This is a genomic window from Leifsonia sp. Root1293, from assembly GCF_001425325.1.
In the GTDB taxonomy this organism is placed as follows: domain Bacteria; phylum Actinomycetota; class Actinomycetes; order Actinomycetales; family Microbacteriaceae; genus Orlajensenia.
Genome location: NZ_LMEH01000001.1, coordinates 1,771,420 through 1,789,394 on the forward strand (window position 1 = coordinate 1,771,420; position 17,975 = coordinate 1,789,394).

The 17,975-nt window shown below is 62.6% G+C and carries 21 protein-coding genes; 6 read left to right on the forward strand and 15 right to left on the reverse strand.

All coding sequences use genetic code 11. The features are described from left to right. Positions 1-63 precede the first annotated feature (63 nt). From ASC59_RS08370 to ASC59_RS08385, 4 genes are all read left to right on the forward strand, one after another. The gene (locus ASC59_RS08370; protein ID WP_055820751.1) at positions 64-1,329 is read left to right on the forward strand and encodes an ABC transporter substrate-binding protein; all 1,266 of its coding nucleotides are present in this window, start codon (positions 64-66) and stop codon (positions 1,327-1,329) included. Positions 1,330-1,408: 79 nt separating this feature from the next. Then, on the forward strand, positions 1,409-2,362 hold the full coding sequence (locus ASC59_RS08375) for a carbohydrate ABC transporter permease (protein ID WP_055820754.1): 954 nt from the start codon (positions 1,409-1,411) through the stop codon (positions 2,360-2,362). Continuing rightward, positions 2,359-3,231: a carbohydrate ABC transporter permease gene (locus ASC59_RS08380; RefSeq protein ID WP_055820757.1), complete on the forward strand. Its 873-nt coding sequence runs from the start codon at positions 2,359-2,361 to the stop codon at positions 3,229-3,231. Before ASC59_RS08375 ends, ASC59_RS08380 begins: the two co-directional genes overlap by 4 nt. Before the next feature lie 62 nt (positions 3,232-3,293). Next, the gene (locus ASC59_RS08385) at positions 3,294-4,565 is read left to right on the forward strand and encodes a family 1 glycosylhydrolase (RefSeq protein WP_235492633.1); all 1,272 of its coding nucleotides are present in this window, start codon (positions 3,294-3,296) and stop codon (positions 4,563-4,565) included. A 390-nt stretch (positions 4,566-4,955) separates the two neighbouring features. On the opposite strand, the gene ASC59_RS08390 is transcribed toward ASC59_RS08385, so the two are convergent. Further along, complete coding sequence (locus ASC59_RS08390) at positions 4,956-5,213, reverse strand: hypothetical protein (protein ID WP_055823055.1); 258 nt, start codon at positions 5,211-5,213, stop codon at positions 4,956-4,958. A 189-nt stretch (positions 5,214-5,402) separates the two neighbouring features. On the opposite strand from ASC59_RS08390, the gene ASC59_RS08395 reads away from it, so the two are divergent. Both ASC59_RS08395 and ASC59_RS08400 read left to right on the forward strand, forming a co-directional pair. Then, positions 5,403-5,909, forward strand: coding sequence for a hypothetical protein (locus tag ASC59_RS08395; RefSeq protein ID WP_157487963.1), 507 nt, complete (start codon positions 5,403-5,405; stop codon positions 5,907-5,909). Between the two features lie 188 nt (positions 5,910-6,097). Then, positions 6,098-6,289, forward strand: coding sequence for a hypothetical protein (locus tag ASC59_RS08400; protein WP_055820767.1), 192 nt, complete (start codon positions 6,098-6,100; stop codon positions 6,287-6,289). 276 nt (positions 6,290-6,565) lie between these two features. On the opposite strand, the gene ASC59_RS08405 is transcribed toward ASC59_RS08400, so the two are convergent. The 14 genes from ASC59_RS08405 to ASC59_RS08470 form a co-directional block, all read right to left on the reverse strand. After that, positions 6,566-6,946, reverse strand: coding sequence for a hypothetical protein (locus tag ASC59_RS08405; RefSeq protein ID WP_157487964.1), 381 nt, complete (start codon positions 6,944-6,946; stop codon positions 6,566-6,568). 242 nt (positions 6,947-7,188) lie between these two features. Next, entirely contained in the window at positions 7,189-8,100 is a 912-nt protein-coding gene (locus tag ASC59_RS08410) for an ABC transporter substrate-binding protein (protein WP_055820773.1), read from the reverse strand. Further along, entirely contained in the window at positions 8,097-8,786 is a 690-nt protein-coding gene (locus ASC59_RS08415) for an ABC transporter permease (RefSeq protein ID WP_055823058.1), read from the reverse strand. The genes ASC59_RS08410 and ASC59_RS08415 overlap by 4 nt, the downstream gene beginning before the upstream one ends. Beyond that, positions 8,786-9,430: an ABC transporter permease gene (locus tag ASC59_RS08420; protein ID WP_055820776.1), complete on the reverse strand. Its 645-nt coding sequence runs from the start codon at positions 9,428-9,430 to the stop codon at positions 8,786-8,788. The genes ASC59_RS08415 and ASC59_RS08420 overlap by 1 nt, the downstream gene beginning before the upstream one ends. Further along, the gene (locus ASC59_RS08425; RefSeq protein ID WP_055820779.1) at positions 9,427-10,239 is read right to left on the reverse strand and encodes an ABC transporter ATP-binding protein; all 813 of its coding nucleotides are present in this window, start codon (positions 10,237-10,239) and stop codon (positions 9,427-9,429) included. The genes ASC59_RS08420 and ASC59_RS08425 overlap by 4 nt, the downstream gene beginning before the upstream one ends. A gap of 21 nt (positions 10,240-10,260) precedes the next feature. Beyond that, entirely contained in the window at positions 10,261-12,069 is a 1,809-nt protein-coding gene (locus ASC59_RS08430; RefSeq protein WP_055820782.1) for a glycoside hydrolase family 15 protein, read from the reverse strand. 8 nt (positions 12,070-12,077) lie between these two features. Further along, positions 12,078-12,434, reverse strand: a complete 357-nt coding sequence (locus ASC59_RS08435) for an EthD family reductase (protein ID WP_055820785.1) — start codon at positions 12,432-12,434, stop codon at positions 12,078-12,080. A 41-nt stretch (positions 12,435-12,475) separates the two neighbouring features. Beyond that, positions 12,476-13,951: a dihydrolipoyl dehydrogenase family protein gene (locus tag ASC59_RS08440; RefSeq protein WP_055820788.1), complete on the reverse strand. Its 1,476-nt coding sequence runs from the start codon at positions 13,949-13,951 to the stop codon at positions 12,476-12,478. A gap of 31 nt (positions 13,952-13,982) precedes the next feature. Further along, entirely contained in the window at positions 13,983-14,318 is a 336-nt protein-coding gene (locus tag ASC59_RS08445; protein WP_055820791.1) for a hypothetical protein, read from the reverse strand. A 71-nt stretch (positions 14,319-14,389) separates the two neighbouring features. Continuing rightward, entirely contained in the window at positions 14,390-14,596 is a 207-nt protein-coding gene (locus tag ASC59_RS08450; RefSeq protein ID WP_055820794.1) for a hypothetical protein, read from the reverse strand. Beyond that, a complete protein-coding gene (locus ASC59_RS08455; RefSeq protein WP_055820797.1) occupies positions 14,593-15,036 on the reverse strand; it encodes a VOC family protein in 444 nt (147 codons plus the stop codon). The genes ASC59_RS08450 and ASC59_RS08455 overlap by 4 nt, the downstream gene beginning before the upstream one ends. A gap of 40 nt (positions 15,037-15,076) precedes the next feature. Further along, positions 15,077-15,916: an alpha/beta fold hydrolase gene (locus tag ASC59_RS08460; protein WP_200942355.1), complete on the reverse strand. Its 840-nt coding sequence runs from the start codon at positions 15,914-15,916 to the stop codon at positions 15,077-15,079. Positions 15,917-16,207: 291 nt separating this feature from the next. Then, positions 16,208-17,152 (reverse strand): helix-turn-helix transcriptional regulator, encoded by a 945-nt coding sequence (locus tag ASC59_RS08465; RefSeq protein ID WP_055820802.1) that lies wholly within the window; start codon positions 17,150-17,152, stop codon positions 16,208-16,210. Between the two features lie 17 nt (positions 17,153-17,169). Beyond that, on the reverse strand, positions 17,170-17,787 hold the full coding sequence (locus ASC59_RS08470) for an MEDS domain-containing protein (RefSeq protein WP_055820804.1): 618 nt from the start codon (positions 17,785-17,787) through the stop codon (positions 17,170-17,172). Between the last annotated feature and the right edge of the window lie 188 nt (positions 17,788-17,975).

Sequence of the window (17,975 nt, forward strand, 5' to 3'; positions counted from 1 at the left end):
CACCATTCAGTTACCACTCCAGCGCACTCGAACGATGACGTCGAGGCAGATTGCAGGTATTCAATGAAGAAGCTGATCGGAGCCGCCGCAGCTGCCGCCGTTGTGGCAGCTGGGCTCACCGGATGCGCCCCGGCCACCGGCGACGACCCCGCCGGAAAGGTCTCATTGACCTTCTGGCATGGCTACACCGAAGCGGATGGCGGGGTACTCGACAAGATTGTTGAGGAATTCAACGCGTCTCAGGACGACATCACCATCAAGAGCCAGACGAAGACCTGGGCCGTCATCGATGACACCCTGCTGCCAGCGCTCTCATCCAAGAACGGTCCGGACCTGGTAGCCATGACCGCGGACCGTCTGCCTGTCTACGCGACCAAGAAGGCCCTCGTCAACCTCGACGACTTCTACGCCGACCCGAAAAGCAACACCGACGCATTGAAGCCCGAAGCTGTCGACATGGAGACTGTGAACGGCGCGAAATTCGGAGTTCCCAGCGGTTTCGTGCCACTATCCGTGATCTACAACAAGAAACTCTTCGCTGACGCTGGCGTCACAGCGTTTCCCACTACCTGGGAGGAATGGGTTGACGTCTCGAAGAAGCTGACTGTCGACGCGAACAGCGACGGAACACCCGAACAGTACGGCCTGGTCCTCCCCGACCATGCCACAGTCGGCAACGGAATCTGGCCGAGTCTGTTCGCAGGCGGCGGAGGTTCGGTGACAAGCGAGGACGGCACCGAAGCGACCATCGACTCCCCCGAGAACGTCGAAACACTGACGTACTGGGCTGACGCGATTCGGAACGACAAGATCTCCCCTGCCGGCGTCGACGGCATCGGATCCGACGAGCTCTTCACCGCGGGCAAAGCGGCGATGGAAATCGGCGGTCCGTGGATGGCAGGGGTCGCGACCGCATCAGGCATCGACTACGGGCTGGCTGCAATCCCGGCCGGTCCAGAAGCGCAGGCGTCGACCGCGATCGGCATCTCCCTCGCAGTCACGGATCAGGGCGATGATGCCAAACAGAAGGCGGCAAAGCAGTTCCTCGCATACTTCAACGACAAGGCCACCGCAACGACCTGGTCGCTCGGGTCCGGCTGGCCGCCGCTGCGCACCGACGTGTCTGCAGCTGATGTCAGCTCGAACGCAACCGTCGCCAGCCTCACCGAAATCGCACCCGGAACGCTGCCGCTGCTCCCCGGGGTCGTGAACAGCGCTGACGTCCTCACCGCCATGGACACCGCAACACAAAAGGCGGTCGCCGGCGGAGACCCCGCCGCCCTTCTCAAGGACGCTCAGGCAAGCATCGAAGAAGCATTGTCGAAGTAAGCCTTCTACGACTCGACCGCCCCATCGACCAGCCGTGCGGGGGTTCCACAATGGAGCCCCCGCACGCAACGGAGACAGCATGACCACCCAGAACCTCCCGCGACGTCGCGCCTACAGGCCGCCCGGACAGCTCGGCGGCCGCACCCCCTTGAACGTCTCGTTCAGCCGGAGAGCAGCTGTCGTCGGTTTCCTCGCCCCGGCCCTCATCGTCCTCGCCGTATTCGTTGGATGGCCGATGATCTCAGCGCTGCAGCTCTCGTTCACCGACGCCAGCGGCTTCGGCGACACCTCCTACGTGGGTCTCGACAACTACGTGCGCGTCTTCACCGACACGAACACCGTCCGAGCGATGGGCAACACCGCCTTGTACGCGGTCCTGTTCACCCCGGTCGCCATCGTCGTCGCGCTCATCCTTGCGCTCATCGTGAATAGCCCGCGACTTCCCTTCGCCGGGTTCTTCCGGTCCACCCTCTTCCTCCCGTTCATCGTCTCCCTGGCGGTCGCGGCGTTCGCATGGTCCTACCTGCTCGACCCGCAGATCGGCCTGCTCAACTACTGGCTTCAAGGGGTCGGCATCCGGATCGGAAATGTGCTGCAGGATCCCACCTTGGCCATGCCCACAGTTGTCCTCGTCGCCGTGTGGAAAAGCTTCGGCTTCTACATGGTGATCTTCCTCGCCGGGCTGCAGGAGATCCCAACAAGCATTTACGAAGCCGCTCAGCTGGACGGCGCCACAGGCTGGAAACGCTTCACCAACATCACATTCCCCCTGCTCAGCAACACGATGGCTTTCGTCGTCATCGTCGCTCTGATCGCAGCGCTTCAAGCGTTCGATCAGATCTATGTGCTGACCGGCGGGGGACCCTACCAAAGCACAGAGACCATCGTGATGCAGATCTACCAGTCCGGATTCAAAGACCTCGAGCTCGGATTCGCGTCAGCCTTGTCCTACGTGCTCCTGATCGTGACCCTGCTGCTCAGCCTCGTGCAGTTCCTGTTCTTCGGAAAGCGCGGAGAGGACACCGCCTCATGACCGCCATCACCACCAGCCGAACCCTGACCCGATCGCGCACCACGACACGACGGCCAGACCCTGGTCGCTGGTTATTCTTCGCAGCGTTCCTAGTTGTGACGGGCGCGATCATGCTTCCGGTGATCATCATCGCGCTGACCGCCTTCAAACCAGCATCCGAAGTCAACGCCTACCCGCCAACTCTCTTTCCGCAACAGTGGACGCTCGACAACTTCCAAGCGATCTTCTCGGAGCTGCCGTTCGGAAGGCTCATCGTCAACAGCTTCGTGTTCGCCGGCGGCGTCACGATCGCAGCACTGGTCTTCGACTCGATGGCCGCTTACGCCCTCGCCCGCCTCGACTTCCGCGGATCGAAAGTGTTGCTCATCGTCATCATCGCCACTCTGATGATCCCGTTCCAGGCGACGCTGATCCCGATCTACCAACTGGTCGCGCAGCTGGGGTGGGTGAACACATTCTGGGGGCTCATCGTCCCCAGAGCAGCAGACGCCTTCGGAATCTTCTTCCTCCGACAGTTCTTCCTTTCCCTCCCCCGCGATCTCGACAACGCTGCCCGCATTGACGGAGCGTCCGAGTGGAGGGTATTCCGCAGTGTGGTCCTGCCGAATGCGGTTCCAGCGCTGCTGACGCTCGGCGTGTTCACCTTCGTGAACAACTGGAACGACCTTCTCTGGCCGCTTGTGTTCACCACCGACCAGGACATGGGAACAATCACCTCCGGACTCACGCTACTCACGGGACCTGGCGGCATCATCCCGCAAGGCGTGATGATGGCCGGCGCGCTGGTCGCTGTCCTTCCGCTACTCGTGATCTTCCTCTTCGTGCAACGCCGGTTCATCGAGAGCGTCGCAAGCACCGGACTCAAGTGATGCCCGTTGGCCCCGTCGCTTCCGGCCACTCCCCTTCCGCTTCACAACGAGACGAGCACGCAATGAAATGGTTCGAGACCGGACGGCTGAACTTCGCGCTCGGCATCGAGGACACCTTCGTCCCTCAAAGCCGCAGTGGCGAACGCCCGATCGACGAGTATGACCTCACCCAGCACTACGAGAAGGTTCACGGCGACCTCGCCCTTGCAAAGGAGGTCGGTGCCGATCTCCTCCGGTGGGGAGTGCCGTGGTACCGGGTGGCGCCGTCTCCTGGAACCTGGGAGTGGTCGTGGGTCGACCAGGCTATGGACCGCTTCCGCCAACTCGAGCTCCGGCCGATTGTCGACCTGCTCCACTACGGGACCCCGCTCTGGCTGGATGACCAGTTCGCCAGTCCCGACTACCCGAAGCACATAGCTGAGTTCGCCCAGAGGATGGCTGAACGCTACGGAGATGTCGCAACGGACTACACCCCCGTCAACGAACCGATCATCCATTCCTTGTTCTCCGGCGAATACGCATACTGGCCGCCGTACTACGAAGGCCCCACCGGCTTCGCGACGATCGCAGCCTCCCTCGCGGAGGGAATGGTACTCAGCCAGCAGGCGATCGCACGGGAACTCGGAGACAAAGCCAGCTTCGTTCACGTCGACGCTGGCATGAGATTCGTCGGTGACGTCGACGTTCCCGAGCATCGAGACACGGTGGCGCGGCTACGCCATCAGACCTTCCTGGTCGAGGATCTCGTCACCGGGAACGTCGACGACAGGCATCCGCTGATCGCGCAGCTCCGCCAAGGCGGCATCACCGACAACCGATTGGACTGGTTCATCCGAAATGCCGTGCACCCTGACGTGATGGGGGTGAATTACTACCCGCTGCACTCGACAGAGGTTTTTGAGACCGGAATCCACCACAGCGGAGGTTTCGCCGATCCAAGACCTGCATTCGACGCCGGGTCCGACGGTCTGCGCGACGTTCTCACGACATACGCAGAACGATACGGCGCTCCGGTGATGCTCACGGAAACGTGTGTGACGGGGTCGGTGGAGGCGCGGATGGCATGGATGGACGAATCGGTCGCGACGCTTCACGATCTGCGTGCTCAAAACGTCCCCGTTGTCGGTTTCACGTGGTGGCCTCTCTTCGACATGTACGAGTGGACCTACAGGCACAGCACCAATCCGAAAGCTGACCACCTGCTCACGATGGGCCTGTACGACCTCGTCGAGACTCGGACCGGCGAGCTCGACCGCAGGCGGAACCCAGTCGCCGACCGGTTCCAGCATCATGCAACCGCACCATCGACGGTCACCGTCTCGGCCGAAGGTTGATTCCTACTCGCGTTGACGGCCACCGTCTCAGTCAGCTTCGATATCCCTCGTCGGGCAGTGGCGCATCAGCGGTTCGCGCCTCGAACGCGAAGCCTTCGGGTCCGTCCATCCCGCCCCACTGCCGCCGCTGCATGCCGCCGTGTCGTTGTTTCCTGCGCCGTCAACGAGCAGACAGATTCTGCCACAACCAGTGCCTGCGACTCATGGGCCGAGAGTACTCCTGAGGCGGCACACGCTCTTCGATCATTCCTACGTCGTAGGCTGAGCCGACCAAAATCGACCGCACAGGATCCCCAACGAGGAACAACATGTGACTTGGCCGTAGAGGCGGCCATCTCTCGGCCATAGGCCGAATGGATCTCGACAGCCGGACGTTATTCACACGCCGCGCTACTTGGGCTTGAAGTCCGGGTACCCCTGGAACGGCGCGGGTCCGTGGCTTCGAATGAACTCGTAGTGCACCCGTTCGCACGCACGCCGGAGGGTCATCCCGTGTCCGATGAGCACGCCTCGGAACTCGGCGCGGAAGCGAACATCGCCGTTGACTCGCACGACAGTAACGCGGCCGTACTCGTGATCCTGCGCATCGATCAGCACCCATACCCCCGGCTCGGGTTCGCTCGCCGCAAGGATTGGGTGCCATCTCATGAGTCGAACATAGATACGAATATCGCGACGCGCCAAAAACCAGGCCTCCTTGCAGGGAGACCAATGCATTCACACCGGACCGTCTCGGAGTGCGGCATATCAAGGGTAGCCACAGGCTCTGTGCCGCCCCTGCGATGGTGAGAAGCTAACCAAGTGACACTTCGGAGCAGGCGCATATGGGCGCTCGGCATGGTCTCGGCCGGGATTGCGCTCTCACTCTCCGGCTGTCGCACCGAGTATCACGGCTACGACAGCGGAATCGATGGCGTTTTGTGGAGACAGATCGCGTCCTACGAGGATCCGTTGAGCTCGAGCCTCTTCTACCCATCCGTGTACGAACCCATCAGCTACCTGAAGTCGCTTCGAGGCGAACGCTGGGGCGGCTCCACGCAATCAGCATCCGAACTCCATCTCAAGGAAGGTGGCGTCGTTCTCTACGACCTCACGTCGACCTACAACACCGCCGGGCTCTCCGTCTTCAAAGCTTCCGGACCTCGTCCCGATGTCCCGACCGACTGGGGCCGCAACTACGACGGTCCAAGCCAGGTATTCACCTGCTACCGGATGGAAGCCGAGTTCTCCGCGGGAGCGATGCCCTCCGTGGGTCGGACCACATTCGATCATTGTCCGCCAGCCCTCGTCGAGTTGATGCCTGCAGATGCGGCCTTTGCGAGCGGCGAGGTATTCGACGGCTGAACCTGAAAGCGCCCGAACGCTGCGCCCGGCGACCGATCTCTCGCAGACGTCCGGAAGCCGATCCTTTGCGCTCGGCCCTTTTCCATCCAGCTGCGTACGAACCTCTGCTGGCACTCGCGGAACGTAGCCCCACCTCTGCTGCGGCGCGTTGCCGTCCATGGCGGAGCTGGCACCCATAGGTTCGGGGCATGTACACCGTCGACTGGTTCACCATCCCGTATATCGCGTTCCTCGTCCTGATGACGCTCGGGACGATCACACTGCTCGTGCTTCTCGGTCGGCTAATGTTCGTCGCCACACAAGCGCTCCAGAGCTATCGTCGCGGCCAAGAAATCAAGATCTCGCTCCTCCTGAACGAGGACGAGCGCCCGGGAAACTGAGACGGGCGGAGCTCGTTCTTATTGGCCGACACGGCCACCACGCCACCGCAGGATCACGACCACCTGAACGACAGGGTCCCCGGTGACCGACGCCGCTGGCGGCGCTGACACGGTGCAGCTCGACGCCAGAGCTCGGGGCGTACCTCGATGAGGCGGTCATCACATCGCTGGTGCTGGCGTTCATGCTTCCGGTGGTGACCGGATTCGTGTTCGTCCGCGGGACCGTGGACGACACTGAAACACTCGTTCCCGTGGTGAGCGTTCAGGCGCTTGTCCTCATCCCGAGATCCCTGGTTGTTGGTTCAGACTCGATACGGCGACGTCCGTCAGGGTCGCGTCGTCGAAGAGCGCGACAGAGGTGAATGAGTAGATTCCCGCCGAAACCCACTCCGGCAGGTCTACCGTTTGCGCACCGATAGAAGAACCAACCTCAGTCACGGCCATGCGGCCGTCGGCGCTCAATCCGACGTCACCGCTCGCGAGGATCACGGCCTCCGAGGCGAGAAGATATACCGTGAAGGTGGCGTCGTCATCGCTTTGGAGCTGCCCGACGCTGACATTGCCCTTGCCGTCAACCACGTCGATCGCAATCGGGACTGAGAGTGCGCCATCATCGCTACTGGCCGTTGCTGTGAAGTGGGCTTCCTCCATCGCCACGGGATCCGGCCGATTGGCACTCCGGGGCGCGGGTGCGGGTACGGATGCGGATGGCGCCGGAGCGATTGAAGGAGCCGAGGGAACACACCCGGCCGCTGCGATCATCACCGACACCGCGATGGACGCTGTCAATCCGGCTTTGAGCCTGCCCACTTCTCCCCCTGGTCTGCGGTTCCACGATCATGGCACACACCGGTCCAGTTGAGGCGGATCCTGACACGGTCGGGGGATCCATTTGACCCCTAGGGCAACGGATTTTCCTCCAACCAGTCCTTTGCGATGCTCGCGGCCGACGCCTGTTCGTTTACGCTTTCCGCGTTCAGCGCCACCAAGCCATCGGCGGATAGCGCGGCACTCACTGCGTTGACAATGGCGGTGGCCTTCTTATCGAGAGCGTCGCTGGCGACGGGAACGACGTGGGAAGCCAAGAACAGACCTTCGGTGTCTTCGAGTGCGACAAGGTTGTTCTCCTCGATGGACGGATCGGCGGTGTAGATGACCGCGAGCTGGATGGTGCCGTCGCGCAGTGCTTTCACGGTCAGGGGTCCGCCGCCGTCTTCGATCGGCGTGAATGCCACGTCGACCCCGTAGGTTGCCTCGAGTCCGGCGGGTCCGAATGGACGCGTTTCTGCTTCGGAGTTGGCACCGAGCGTTAGTGGTTCGGTGACCTTGGAGAGGTCGTTGATTGTGGTGAGCCCCCACTGTTCGGCGAACTCCTCCGTGACCACGAAGGCGTCTTGGTCGGTTGCCGCGGACTCGTCGAGGACGCGCACGCCCGCCGGAGCAGCGTCCACAAGTGCGTCGTAGACGTCGGCGTCGAGTCGAGCTGGTGTGTCAGGTTCCCAGACCTGGAGGAGCGGGCCTGTGTATTCGGGGAAGAGGTCGATGGCTCCGCTCTCGATCTCGGGAACGTACACCTCGCGTTGCCCGATTCGCAGGTCGCGTTCTACTGCGAATCCACCGGCTTCGAGCGCTTGTGCGTAGATCTCGGCAAGGATTTCGTTCGAGTAGTAGTCCTGAGATCCGACGACGATGACGCTGTCCGATCCGCTCGAATTGCCATCGAGGTTGCCGGTTGCACAACCAGCGAGGAGGACGCCCGTTGTCGTCAGGGTCAGGAGAGCTGTGAGGTGCCGACAGCTTGGTTTCGTCATGATGTTCTTTCGGTGAGGTGATGCCGGGTGGCGTTCGATCGGAACGAGAATCGTTTCTGAATCAGGACGAAGATGCCGTCGAGAAGAAGGGCGAGTGTGACCACCAGTAGGGAGCCGGCAATCAGCTCGGCGTAGTTGCGGGTCTTCAATCCCATGAAGATGTATCGACCGAGACCCGCATCAGCCACGTAGGCGGCGAGGGTGGCGGTGGCGACAACTTGGAGGGTGGCGGAGCGAATACCGCCGAGCAATGACGGTGCAGCCAAGGGGATCTCTATGCCGAAAACGATCTGCAGCTCGGACATACCTTGAGCGCGGGCACCATCGACGACTTCGCTGCTGACGGCCATTACACCCGAATAGGTGCCGGCCAGAATGGATGGGGCGGCCAAGACGATGAGGGCGATCATCGGAGCGACCAGCCCTATGCCGACGGCCAGGCCGAGCAGGGTCAGCAGGCCGAGAGTCGGAACAGCCCGGGCAGCTCCCGCGACGAGAGCGACGCCGAAAGTCCCTCGACGTCGATGCCCAACCAGGACGCCTACGGGGATCGTAATGACCGCTGAAATGAGAACCACCGCGATGGTGATCGCGAGATGCTCGGCCAGCCGCGCCCATATTCCGCCGTCGCCGCTCCACGATGCGGGGTCCGCGAGCCATTGAAGTGCCTGAGCGATGAGTCCCATCACGCAGCCTTCCGGCGGCGCGCCCATGGGGCCACCGCTCGGCCGGTGAGCACGCACAGCCCATCGAGGAGGACGCCAATGAGTACAACCAGGCAGATGCCCGTGATGACTTCAGCGACGATCCCTCGTTGGAACCCGTCCGTGAAAAGCGTGCCGAGGCTGCTGATGCCGATGACTGACGACACGGTGACCAGGCTCACCGTACTGACGACGACGACCCGCAGGCCTGCGACAAGTCCAGGCACCGCAAGAGGCAGGTCGACTGCCCAGAACCGCCCGAGGGACGAGTAGCCGATTGCGGACGCCGCGAGTCTTACTTGCTCTGGGACGGAGGTGAAGGCATCGGCCGAGGCGCGGACCATGATCGCCGTCGCATAGATGGTCAGCACGATGATGGCGTTCCAGGCCGACCTGAGCCCCACCCCGAAGATCACTGGGATCAACACGAAAAGCGGTAGGGAGGGAATGGCGTACAAAAGTCCGACGACGGCGAGGGAGGGTTCGCGCGCCCACCTTCGCCCCTGTACGGCCCATCCGATTGGTACGGCGACCATCACTCCGATGACTACTGCGGGTATCGCCAGGGCGAGATGGACGATGAAGAGCTGGACGACTCCGTCGATGTTCTGGCTGAGCCATTTCATCGTTGCAGCGCTCCTATGGGCCGGCCTTCTGCGTCGAGGACCAGTTCGACACCGTTTCGAGTGTGAAGTTGCAGGCGCCGTTCCGGACGGTCGACGCCCACGAACTCTGCGACGAACTCGTCGGCAGGTTGCGCGAGGATTTCGGTGGGCGTTCCCCGTTGGGCGATGACCCCGCCGGCCTTGATGATGACAATCTCGTCTGCGAGTGCGAATGCTTCGTCGATGTCGTGAGTAACGAACAGGATGGTCTTGGAGAGCTCTCGTTTCAGAGCGATCAGTTCCTGTTGCAGGGTGCGTCGCACGATCGGATCGACAGCGCCGAACGGTTCGTCCATCAGCAGGATGTTCGGGTTGGACGCTAGTGCGCGCGCCACCCCGACGCGCTGTTGCTGTCCGCCGGAGAGTTGCGCCGGGTACCGCTGCGCTAGCTGCGGGTCCAAGCCCACCAGTTCGAGCATTTCGAATGAACGAGTGCGCGCTTCTGCTTTGGATGCTCCGTTCAGGCGGGGTACGACGGAGATGTTTTCGACGACGGTTCGGTGTGGCAGGAGTCCGCCGGATTGCAGGACATATCCGATTGACCTGCGCAGGTGCACTGGATCTGTCGCGGCGAGGTCTTCACCGTCGATGAGGACCCGTCCGGCGGTCGGGTCGATCATCCTGTTGACCATGCGGAGGAGGGTTGTCTTACCCGATCCGGACGACCCCACCAACACGACCGTGGATCTGCTGGGGATCGTAAGGTCCACGTCTGCTACCGCAGTGGTGCCGTCCGGGTAGGTCTTCGAGACAGATTCGAACTGGATCACGACGTGCTCCTCAGCGTTAGTTCACATCACAGCGGTGGACAGGCGTGGATCCGGATTCGGGGCCATCACGGCGATGGCGTCCGCGGCGCGAACCAGCGTGAGATGCGTGAGTGCTTGAGGAGTGTTGCCTGCTTGAGTTTGGCCGGCTACGTCGTACTCCTCGGAGAGCATTCCCACATCGTTGGCGTATGACACCAATCGGTCCATGAGCTCGATGGCATCATCGGGTCGACCCGATCGCGCGTACTGCTCAACCAGCCAGAAAGAGCAGGCGAGGAAGGGGTGTTCATCTCCGGGGAGCCCGTCGACCCCCGCTTCGGTGCGGTAGCGGAGGACGAGGCCGTCACGGAGCAGGTCCGCTTCGATGGCGGCAACGGTTCCGAGCATCCGCGGATCGGACCAGTCGAGGTAGCCGACCTGCGCGAGCTGCAGCAGTGAGGCGTCAACTTCAGGGCCGGTGTAGGTCTGCGTGTACGTGTTTCGCGAAGCATCGAACCCGTTCTCGTCGATGTCAGCTCGCACTGTTTCGCGGAGTATGCGCCATCGGGTGAGGTCGCCGTCCAGTCCGTACTCCTCGACGGCGTGGATTGCGCGGTCGAACGCGGCCCAGACAAGCACTCGGGAGTGTGTGAAGGATTGTTGTTCCCCGCGGATCTCCCAGATGCCGTGGTCGGGGTCCTGCCAGTGGTCCTCGAGGTATTTGATGAGGGAACGCTGTAGCGCCCAGGAGAAGCGTGTGTCCGGCACGCCGCTGCGTCGCGCGTCGTCGAGAGCGATCATGACCTCGCCGATGACGTCGGCTTGGAACTGGGTGGATGCGCCGTTGCCGATCCGAACGGGGGCGGCTCCTTTGTAGCCAGGCAGGGTGGTGATGATGCTCTCGGCGAGGTTTCGCTCCCCCGACAGGCCGTACATGATCTGCAGGTCTGCGGGGTCACCGGCGACGGCTCTGAGTAACCACCCGCGCCACGAGCTCACATAGTCGCTGTACCCGTGGGTGAGGAGGACGGAGATCGCCAGTGATGCGTCCCGGAGCCAGACGTAGCGGTAGTCCCAGTTGCGTTCTCCACCGAAGCTCTCGGGGAGTGATGTGGTGGCTGCTGCGACGACGCCTCCGGTTTGCAAATGGGTTAGCGCGCGCAGAAGAAGGAGCGATCGGACGACGGCGGGCCGATACGGCCCTTCGTGGTCGCAATCTCCCGCCCATGTCTTCCACCAGGCGTGTGTGAGCAGCATTGCAGCGTCGACGTCGGGGGCGGGCGGCGTGTCACGGTGCGCGGGAAACCAGGTCAGGCTCAAGTCGACGGTGCTCCCGGCCTGTACGTCGAATTCGCCGACGTGGCTGTGCCCGGATGGGTGAAGGAGTGGACCTCGGACCACAATCGAGTCCGGTCCGGCGACGGCGATGATCGAGGCGGGCTGTTCGGAGTGGTCTTTCCGTAGCCACGGGACTGTGGCGGCGTGACCGAAGCGGAATCGCAGGTCCTGCTTCATCCGAACTGTGCCAGTGACGCCTTTCACGCGGCGGATGAGGTTGGCGCGTCGGTCGTCCATGGGCATGACGTCGGTGACTTCCACCGACCCCGTGTCAGTTGTCCAGTGCGTGATGAGGATCATCGTGTCCCCGTCATACCGCCGTGTGGACGTAGCAGCAGCATCAGCGGGGGCGAGGAGCCAACGCCCGTGCTCCTCAGACCCGAGGAGCGCGCCGAATTGGGACAACGAGTCGTAGCGCGGCATGCACAACCAGTCGATGCTGCCGTCACTGCCGACGAGAGCGCCTGTGTAGCAGTCGCTGATCAGTGCGTAGTCCTCAATGCGGAGTGACATATTGTGCGTCAGGCTGCGCTGGCGCCTCGATTGGGGGCGGCCGCGTTGAGCTCCGATTCCTCGACGTCCATGAACATGAACTTGACGCCACCGGTCGCCAGTTCGCCTAGCGCCGGAAAGAGCGCACCGGCCTCTGCGGTGGTGACTGCAGCGGATGCGGAGGCGTAGTCGGAGAAGTACATGTCGATCTGGCGGTAGGCGGGAGTCGGTGTCCCGTCTTCCTTGGGCCAGATCTTGGATGTTTCGAATCGCTCCAGCCCCGGCATCTTGCGGGCCAGTTCGACTAACTCATTGGCCTCGTATGCCCGTTCGAACTCGACGGGGTCAGTTGGGTTGTCGTAGAGGACTGTGATTTTGGTGGGCATGGTCTCGTTCCAACTCTCTGGGGAGGTGATGTCGATGAGGGTTATGCGACGGCTTCGGAGGGATAAGCCGGCTGGCGTTCTTCGTCTTGCAGGTGGTGTGCTGGCCGGCCGTAGGTTTCCAGCAGACGAAGCCAGATTTCGTTGACCGTGGGGTAGGCCGGGACCATGTGCCAAAGTCGGTCCATGGGTACGTCGGCGACGATTGCAAGGGTGGCGGTCTGGATGAGTTCGCTGACATCAGGACCGACGAATGTGACCCCGAGGAGCCTCTGTCGTTTCTCGTCAACGACCATGCGGGCGGTGCCCGTGTAGTCGTCTTCGCGGACGCTGGATCCGGCGAGGTAGCCGATCTCATAGTCGATGACACGGGTCTCGTAGCCGGCCTTGGCGGCGGCTTCAGAGGTGAGACCGACGGATGCGACTTCGGGTTCGGTGAACGTAACTTGTGGCACGGCTTGATGATCGGCAGTCGCGACGTGCTCGCCCCAGGGCTCGTCGAGTATCGTCTCGCCGAGTGCGCGGGCGGCGATCACGCTGCCCGCGGCCCGTGCCTGATATTTACCTTGGTGGGTGAGGAGGGCGCGATGGTTGACGTCGCCGACTGCGTAGAGCCAGTCATATCCGTCGACACGAAGGGTGTCGTCGGTGCTCATCCAGTCGCCCGGTGTGAGGCCGATGGTTTCCAGCCCGATGTCAGAGGTGGCTGGGGTGCGGCCGGTGGCGATCAAGACTTCGTCAGCAATGATTGTGTCCCCGCCGTTCGTGGTGATTGTGACTTCACCATCCCGTCTGGTGACGCCGGTGGTTTCCGTGTTCAGCAGGACGTGGATGCCTTGCTCCTGCATCCACTGGTGCACCATTTCGCCGGCGAAAGGTTCCATTCCGGCCAGCAATCCGCCGCGGGAGATGAGAGTGACCGTTGACCCCAGTCCGGCGTACGCCGTTGCCATCTCGGCTGCGACGACACCCCCGCCGATGATTGCGAACCGGGTGGGGATCTGTTTGACGCTGGTGGCTTCCCTGCTGGTCCAGGGTTGCGCTTCGACGAGACCGGCAATCGGAGGTATGAGCGGTCGGGAACCTACGGCTACGGCGACTGCGTGCCGTGCGGTGTACGTGGTGGCGGTTCCGTCGGGTGCGGTGACGGTGATTTGCTTGGGTGCGCTGATCCGGCCGATCCCTCGGACGACGTCGATGCCGGCTCCTTCCGCCCAGCTGACTTGGCTGGCGTCGGACCAGTGATGGGTGAAGGAGTCTCGCCGGTCCAGCACGTGTTGCACGTCGATGGTCCCGGTGATCGCCTGGGCCGCTCCGTCAACATGCTGCGCGGCTCGGAGTGCTTGTGCGGACCTGAGCAGCGTCTTAGACGGCATGCATGCCCAATAGGAGCATTCGCCTCCGACGAGTTCGCTTTCAACGAGAAGAGCTGTGACGCCGCCTTGGACGGCGTAGTCGGCGACGTTCTCGCCGGCGGATCCAGCGCCCAGGACGATGAGGTCGTATTCGGTGGTAACCATGTTGGATTTCGCTTCCTGGGATGGGTGTCGGTCAGGTGTTGCCGAAGGTGGGCGTGGGCGGTTGGCACGCAGGGAACACGAGGTATCCGCAGCCGGTGTTCACCAAGATTGCCTGGCCGACCCCTGATGCGGTCAGGTCCCATCCGATGATGCAGAAGTACCGCAGCAGCGTCCGTAGAACCGATCGAAGTCGTTGGGGACGGTCGGCGGGTGCTGGGAATGCCTGTCGGTAGAGCAGGTCGAACTGAGCGGAAGTGAGTCTTTCGTAGGCGTCGATCTGGGCGGGGGTGATCGTCGTGTTGTGGCCGGCGCTGAACCGTCGCTGGTACTGACGGACTTGGTCGAGGTTGACCAACCGCTCTGCCACGGGATCTCCGGGAGCCGTGTGGCGGGGAGGTGACGTTGCCAGCGGGGAGCTTTGGTGGGCAGGGAGCTGGTTCATGGTGTCGGGCCGACGATCTGGTATCCGTGGGCTTCGAGGTTGGCGACCATGTGATCGGCGTACCACTGCGGCCATTCGACGTCGTGGACGCCGCCGAGGACGGTGGCTTCGTGCACTCCGTGTGCCTCGGCTGCCTCGTTGAGGATGTCGAGAACCAAGGCGAGGGTGGCTTCCGGTGTGAGCGGAGTTGAGGTGTCGTTCATCGCCCTGGTGCCCGCTTCTTGATTTCCTGCAGCATCCAGCCGTTTCCGTCGGGGTCTTCGAAGCTGGCGAAGCTGCCGTAGTCGGCGCGTTCGGGGTGCGGTCCGGAGAGGCGCTGTTCGGTTCCGGCGTGGTGGAAGATTCCGCCGGCGTCGTGGAAGATCTCGGAGACGTCGGCGCCGTGGTCGAGGAGTTCTTGGCGGGCTTCTTCGATGTCGTAGACGGTGAGTTGGAGGCCTTGGACGAAGCCCGGGGCGGCGGTGGTGAGGCCGGTGCCGAAGATGATCGAGGCTTCCGATCCGGGTGGTGTGAGCTGGACGACGCGGAAGTCGTCACTGACGGCGAAGTCGGCGTCGAGGCGCCAGCCAAGTGATTCGTAGAAGGTCTTGGCCTGGTCGACATCGCTGACTGGGATGACGACGACTTCAAGTTTCATATCCATGATGGGCTCTTTTCATTGGGCGGTATGTGGGCGGTGCCTTCTACTCGGAGAGGAAGGCGTTCACTTCTGCGGCGAACTCAGTGGGGTATTGGAACAGGAACCCGTGGTTGGCGTTGGGGTAGATGCTGAGGCGGGCGTTCGGGAGGTGCCCGGCGAGGAGGTAGGAGTTCTCGGTCGGCACCATGATGTCGTTGTCGCCGTTGGCGACGAGGGTCGGCTGGAGGATGTTCTCCAGGCGGGCCAAGCGTGAGTAGTCCTTGATTCCCCATTCGATGGCGGCCGCTGCTTGTGCGTCACGCACGGCGAGGCTGGGGAGGGCGTCGCGGTCATCGGTTCGGGTGAAGATGCGGCCGACGAACTCACCCCCTTTGGCTTGGCTGTCGGGGGTGGGGGCGAAGAAGAGGTAGAGGATGTCTTCGGCGCCTTGCTCGTCTTTCATGGCATGGGCGCGGGGGATGTCGGTCCAGCCGTGCATGTTTCGGCCGCCTTCCGGGCCGGTGCCGGCGAGGATCAGCCGGCGGATGAGCGCTGGCCGTTGGAGTGCGACTTCCTGGGCGATCATCCCGCCGATGGAGAAGCCGAAGATGTCCACCTGGGTGAAGCCGAGGGTATCGATGAACGTGAGTGCGTCGCGGGCGAAGTCGCGGAAGGTATCGGGGATCGCACCGGTGGAAAGCCCGATACCGCTCGGGTCGTAGAGAACGACTTCCCGCTCGGCGGAGATTGGGTCGACGAGGTCGGGGTCCCAGCCGTCGAGGTTGCCGCGGAAGTGTTGCAGGAAGATGACGGGGGTGGTGCCGGTTCGGCCGAACCTTCGGTAGGCGTAGGTGCTGCCGTTCGGCCCGTCGATGCGGAGATTGGGCGCTGTGTACTGGGACACGCTGGTCCCCTTTCGATAGCCGTCCAACGATGCGGACGGGAACAGCAGCTCGACAGGACGAGCAGCGCGCAGGGTCGCTGGTCGCTGTGGACGGTGGGTGGTCCGTCGAGCTGTCCGGCGTGAGGGCACCTGGGTGGTTGCGCCCTCAGGTCAGATCAACCTGCAATACCAATATCGTCCTGTCGCATCGGCCGGTCTTCCGTAGGGTCCGTCGGCATGAGCGGGCGGCAGTACGGCCAGTGGCGTGAACCCCTCATCTTTGAAGCCTGATGACCGGAGGGTTCAGATCGGTTAGATGAGCGCGTGCCGGAGGGCAAAAGCAGTGGCTTCGCTCCGGCGGCGTACGCCGATCTTCCGGTAGAGGCTGGTGACGTGACGCTCCACGGTCCGGTCGCTGAGCCACATCAACGCGGCGATCTCTTTATTGGTGAGCCCTTGCGCGAGAAGTCCCAGGACCTCGGTTTCCCGTCGCGTCAACGGCAGTCCCGGCGAGCTGACATGAATGACTCCGAGAACGGGGACGGGGACGGGAGATTGTGTTGTGGCCGCGGCCGACTCGAGGTCGCCGGGCGGCGCGTCTTCGGCGACGGCAGCAGCGGCATCCCGGATTCGGTCTGCGACCAAGGTGAGCGAGGGCTCGACGTCCTCGATGAGAGTCCGAAGGATTTCAGCTTGACGGGCGAGCTTAACCTCAGCTGCTGTTCGGCTCTGGCGTTCGTTCAAGAGGCTGCGGGCGGTGTGGATGGCGATCGCCGCCTGTCCCGCTGCCACGCGGAGCAGATGTGTTTCCGTGACGGTGGGGAAGTCGGTGCGCACTGACGACACAAGGACGATGCCGGCTTCCCAGGGCAACGCGATCTGCAGGCTGGCGACGCGAACCGCACCCAGATCGGAAGAGTGAACGGCGATCGTCTTCACCCCGGACACCAGTGTCGAGTTCGTTGCGCTCAAGTCGCGGAGTTCGGCAGGGACGTTGGGTCCGATCGGTCGCCACCCTTCTACAAGAAGCGCCGGTTGGTGTTCATCGAATCGAACGTACACGCCGTCCAGTTGCAGCATTCCGAACAGGACGCTCAGCAGACCGGTGACGATTTCGATCGGATCCTGGTCCACCCACATGGCCGGCAAAGCCAGGAGTGCGCCCAAGTCGCGCATCCAGCGCCTCGACTCTGACGCGGAGACGTCACCTTCGTCTCGGCCGTAGAGGTTGTCGGCCAGTGTCGTTTCCATGTTCATGGTGACGTCGATTCCGTCTAACGGAGATTCTTCTGGCGTAGAAACTCTGCAGGCGGCACGAAGAACGGGTTCTCTTGCAGCACACCCCCGACGAGCACCATCGGATGAGTACGGAGGATGTCGATAATGAGCGCACCATCGAATTTGGCGGTGTCGTACGCACAGATCGCGATATGACGGCGACGCAGGTTGACGAAGTTGGCTCGAGCTTCAAATTCGATCAGCTGATCGGCGAAACCTGGTTCGCCGATGGCCCAGCCCATGTTGGCGACCAGCCGAACGCGAGGCGAATCACGATCGTCGAACATCCGATCGAGGAGGGTGAGCATCGCGTCCGGGTTGAACCGGCCACCGTTCAGATAGGTGTCAGCCCAACTCTGCACTTCGCATTGGCGACGATTCAGTAAGTCGGCCGCGTCGTACCCAAGGTGCTGCAGACGGTTTATCGGTTCGGCAACGTCAGCCGGATCGACGAGATAGACGATCCGGTCTCCACTATCGATCCCTTGGCGTACGAAGGAATCGAGCACCGCGAGGTCCTCGTCCTGCCAGTTGACGAAAGCGCACACATGTCGGTGTTGGTCGAGGATCCCGCCCGCGAACGTGACAACATCATCCCCGTTGTCCGTCACCATTGGTCGTCTCGATCCGCTGAGTCTGCCCCCGGTGTGGGTCTAGCTGTCGATCCGGATGCTTCGGACAATTTAGAACTCCGCATTCAGGCTAACCGTCGGAAAGTCCCAACACAATGACTTTGCCGTCAAGGCCCTTGACGCGTCACCGGAGTTGTGGTGAGTGAACGTCACCTTCCACCGCGTGGTTG

What these genes read in the sequence shown, in the direction of transcription:
- ASC59_RS08415 (WP_055823058.1), bottom strand. Translation starts at nt 8,786, where the DNA reads ATGGGACTCATCGCTCAGGCACTTCAATGGCTCGCGGACCCCGCATCG.
- ASC59_RS08385 (WP_235492633.1), top strand. Translation starts at nt 3,294, where the DNA reads ATGAAATGGTTCGAGACCGGACGGCTGAACTTCGCGCTCGGCATCGAG.
- ASC59_RS08370 (WP_055820751.1), top strand. Translation starts at nt 64, where the DNA reads ATGAAGAAGCTGATCGGAGCCGCCGCAGCTGCCGCCGTTGTGGCAGCT.
- ASC59_RS08450 (WP_055820794.1), bottom strand. Translation starts at nt 14,596, where the DNA reads ATGAACGACACCTCAACTCCGCTCACACCGGAAGCCACCCTCGCCTTG.
- ASC59_RS08470 (WP_055820804.1), bottom strand. Translation starts at nt 17,787, where the DNA reads ATGGTGACGGACAACGGGGATGATGTTGTCACGTTCGCGGGCGGGATC.
- ASC59_RS08380 (WP_055820757.1), top strand. Translation starts at nt 2,359, where the DNA reads ATGACCGCCATCACCACCAGCCGAACCCTGACCCGATCGCGCACCACG.
- ASC59_RS08420 (WP_055820776.1), bottom strand. Translation starts at nt 9,430, where the DNA reads ATGAAATGGCTCAGCCAGAACATCGACGGAGTCGTCCAGCTCTTCATC.
- ASC59_RS08440 (WP_055820788.1), bottom strand. Translation starts at nt 13,951, where the DNA reads ATGGTTACCACCGAATACGACCTCATCGTCCTGGGCGCTGGATCCGCC.
- ASC59_RS08390 (WP_055823055.1), bottom strand. Translation starts at nt 5,213, where the DNA reads ATGAGATGGCACCCAATCCTTGCGGCGAGCGAACCCGAGCCGGGGGTA.
- ASC59_RS08455 (WP_055820797.1), bottom strand. Translation starts at nt 15,036, where the DNA reads ATGGATATGAAACTTGAAGTCGTCGTCATCCCAGTCAGCGATGTCGAC.
- ASC59_RS08375 (WP_055820754.1), top strand. Translation starts at nt 1,409, where the DNA reads ATGACCACCCAGAACCTCCCGCGACGTCGCGCCTACAGGCCGCCCGGA.
- ASC59_RS08465 (WP_055820802.1), bottom strand. Translation starts at nt 17,152, where the DNA reads ATGAACATGGAAACGACACTGGCCGACAACCTCTACGGCCGAGACGAA.
- ASC59_RS08430 (WP_055820782.1), bottom strand. Translation starts at nt 12,069, where the DNA reads ATGTCACTCCGCATTGAGGACTACGCACTGATCAGCGACTGCTACACA.
- ASC59_RS08400 (WP_055820767.1), top strand. Translation starts at nt 6,098, where the DNA reads ATGTACACCGTCGACTGGTTCACCATCCCGTATATCGCGTTCCTCGTC.
- ASC59_RS08395 (WP_157487963.1), top strand. Translation starts at nt 5,403, where the DNA reads ATGGTCTCGGCCGGGATTGCGCTCTCACTCTCCGGCTGTCGCACCGAG.
- ASC59_RS08435 (WP_055820785.1), bottom strand. Translation starts at nt 12,434, where the DNA reads ATGCCCACCAAAATCACAGTCCTCTACGACAACCCAACTGACCCCGTC.
- ASC59_RS08410 (WP_055820773.1), bottom strand. Translation starts at nt 8,100, where the DNA reads ATGACGAAACCAAGCTGTCGGCACCTCACAGCTCTCCTGACCCTGACG.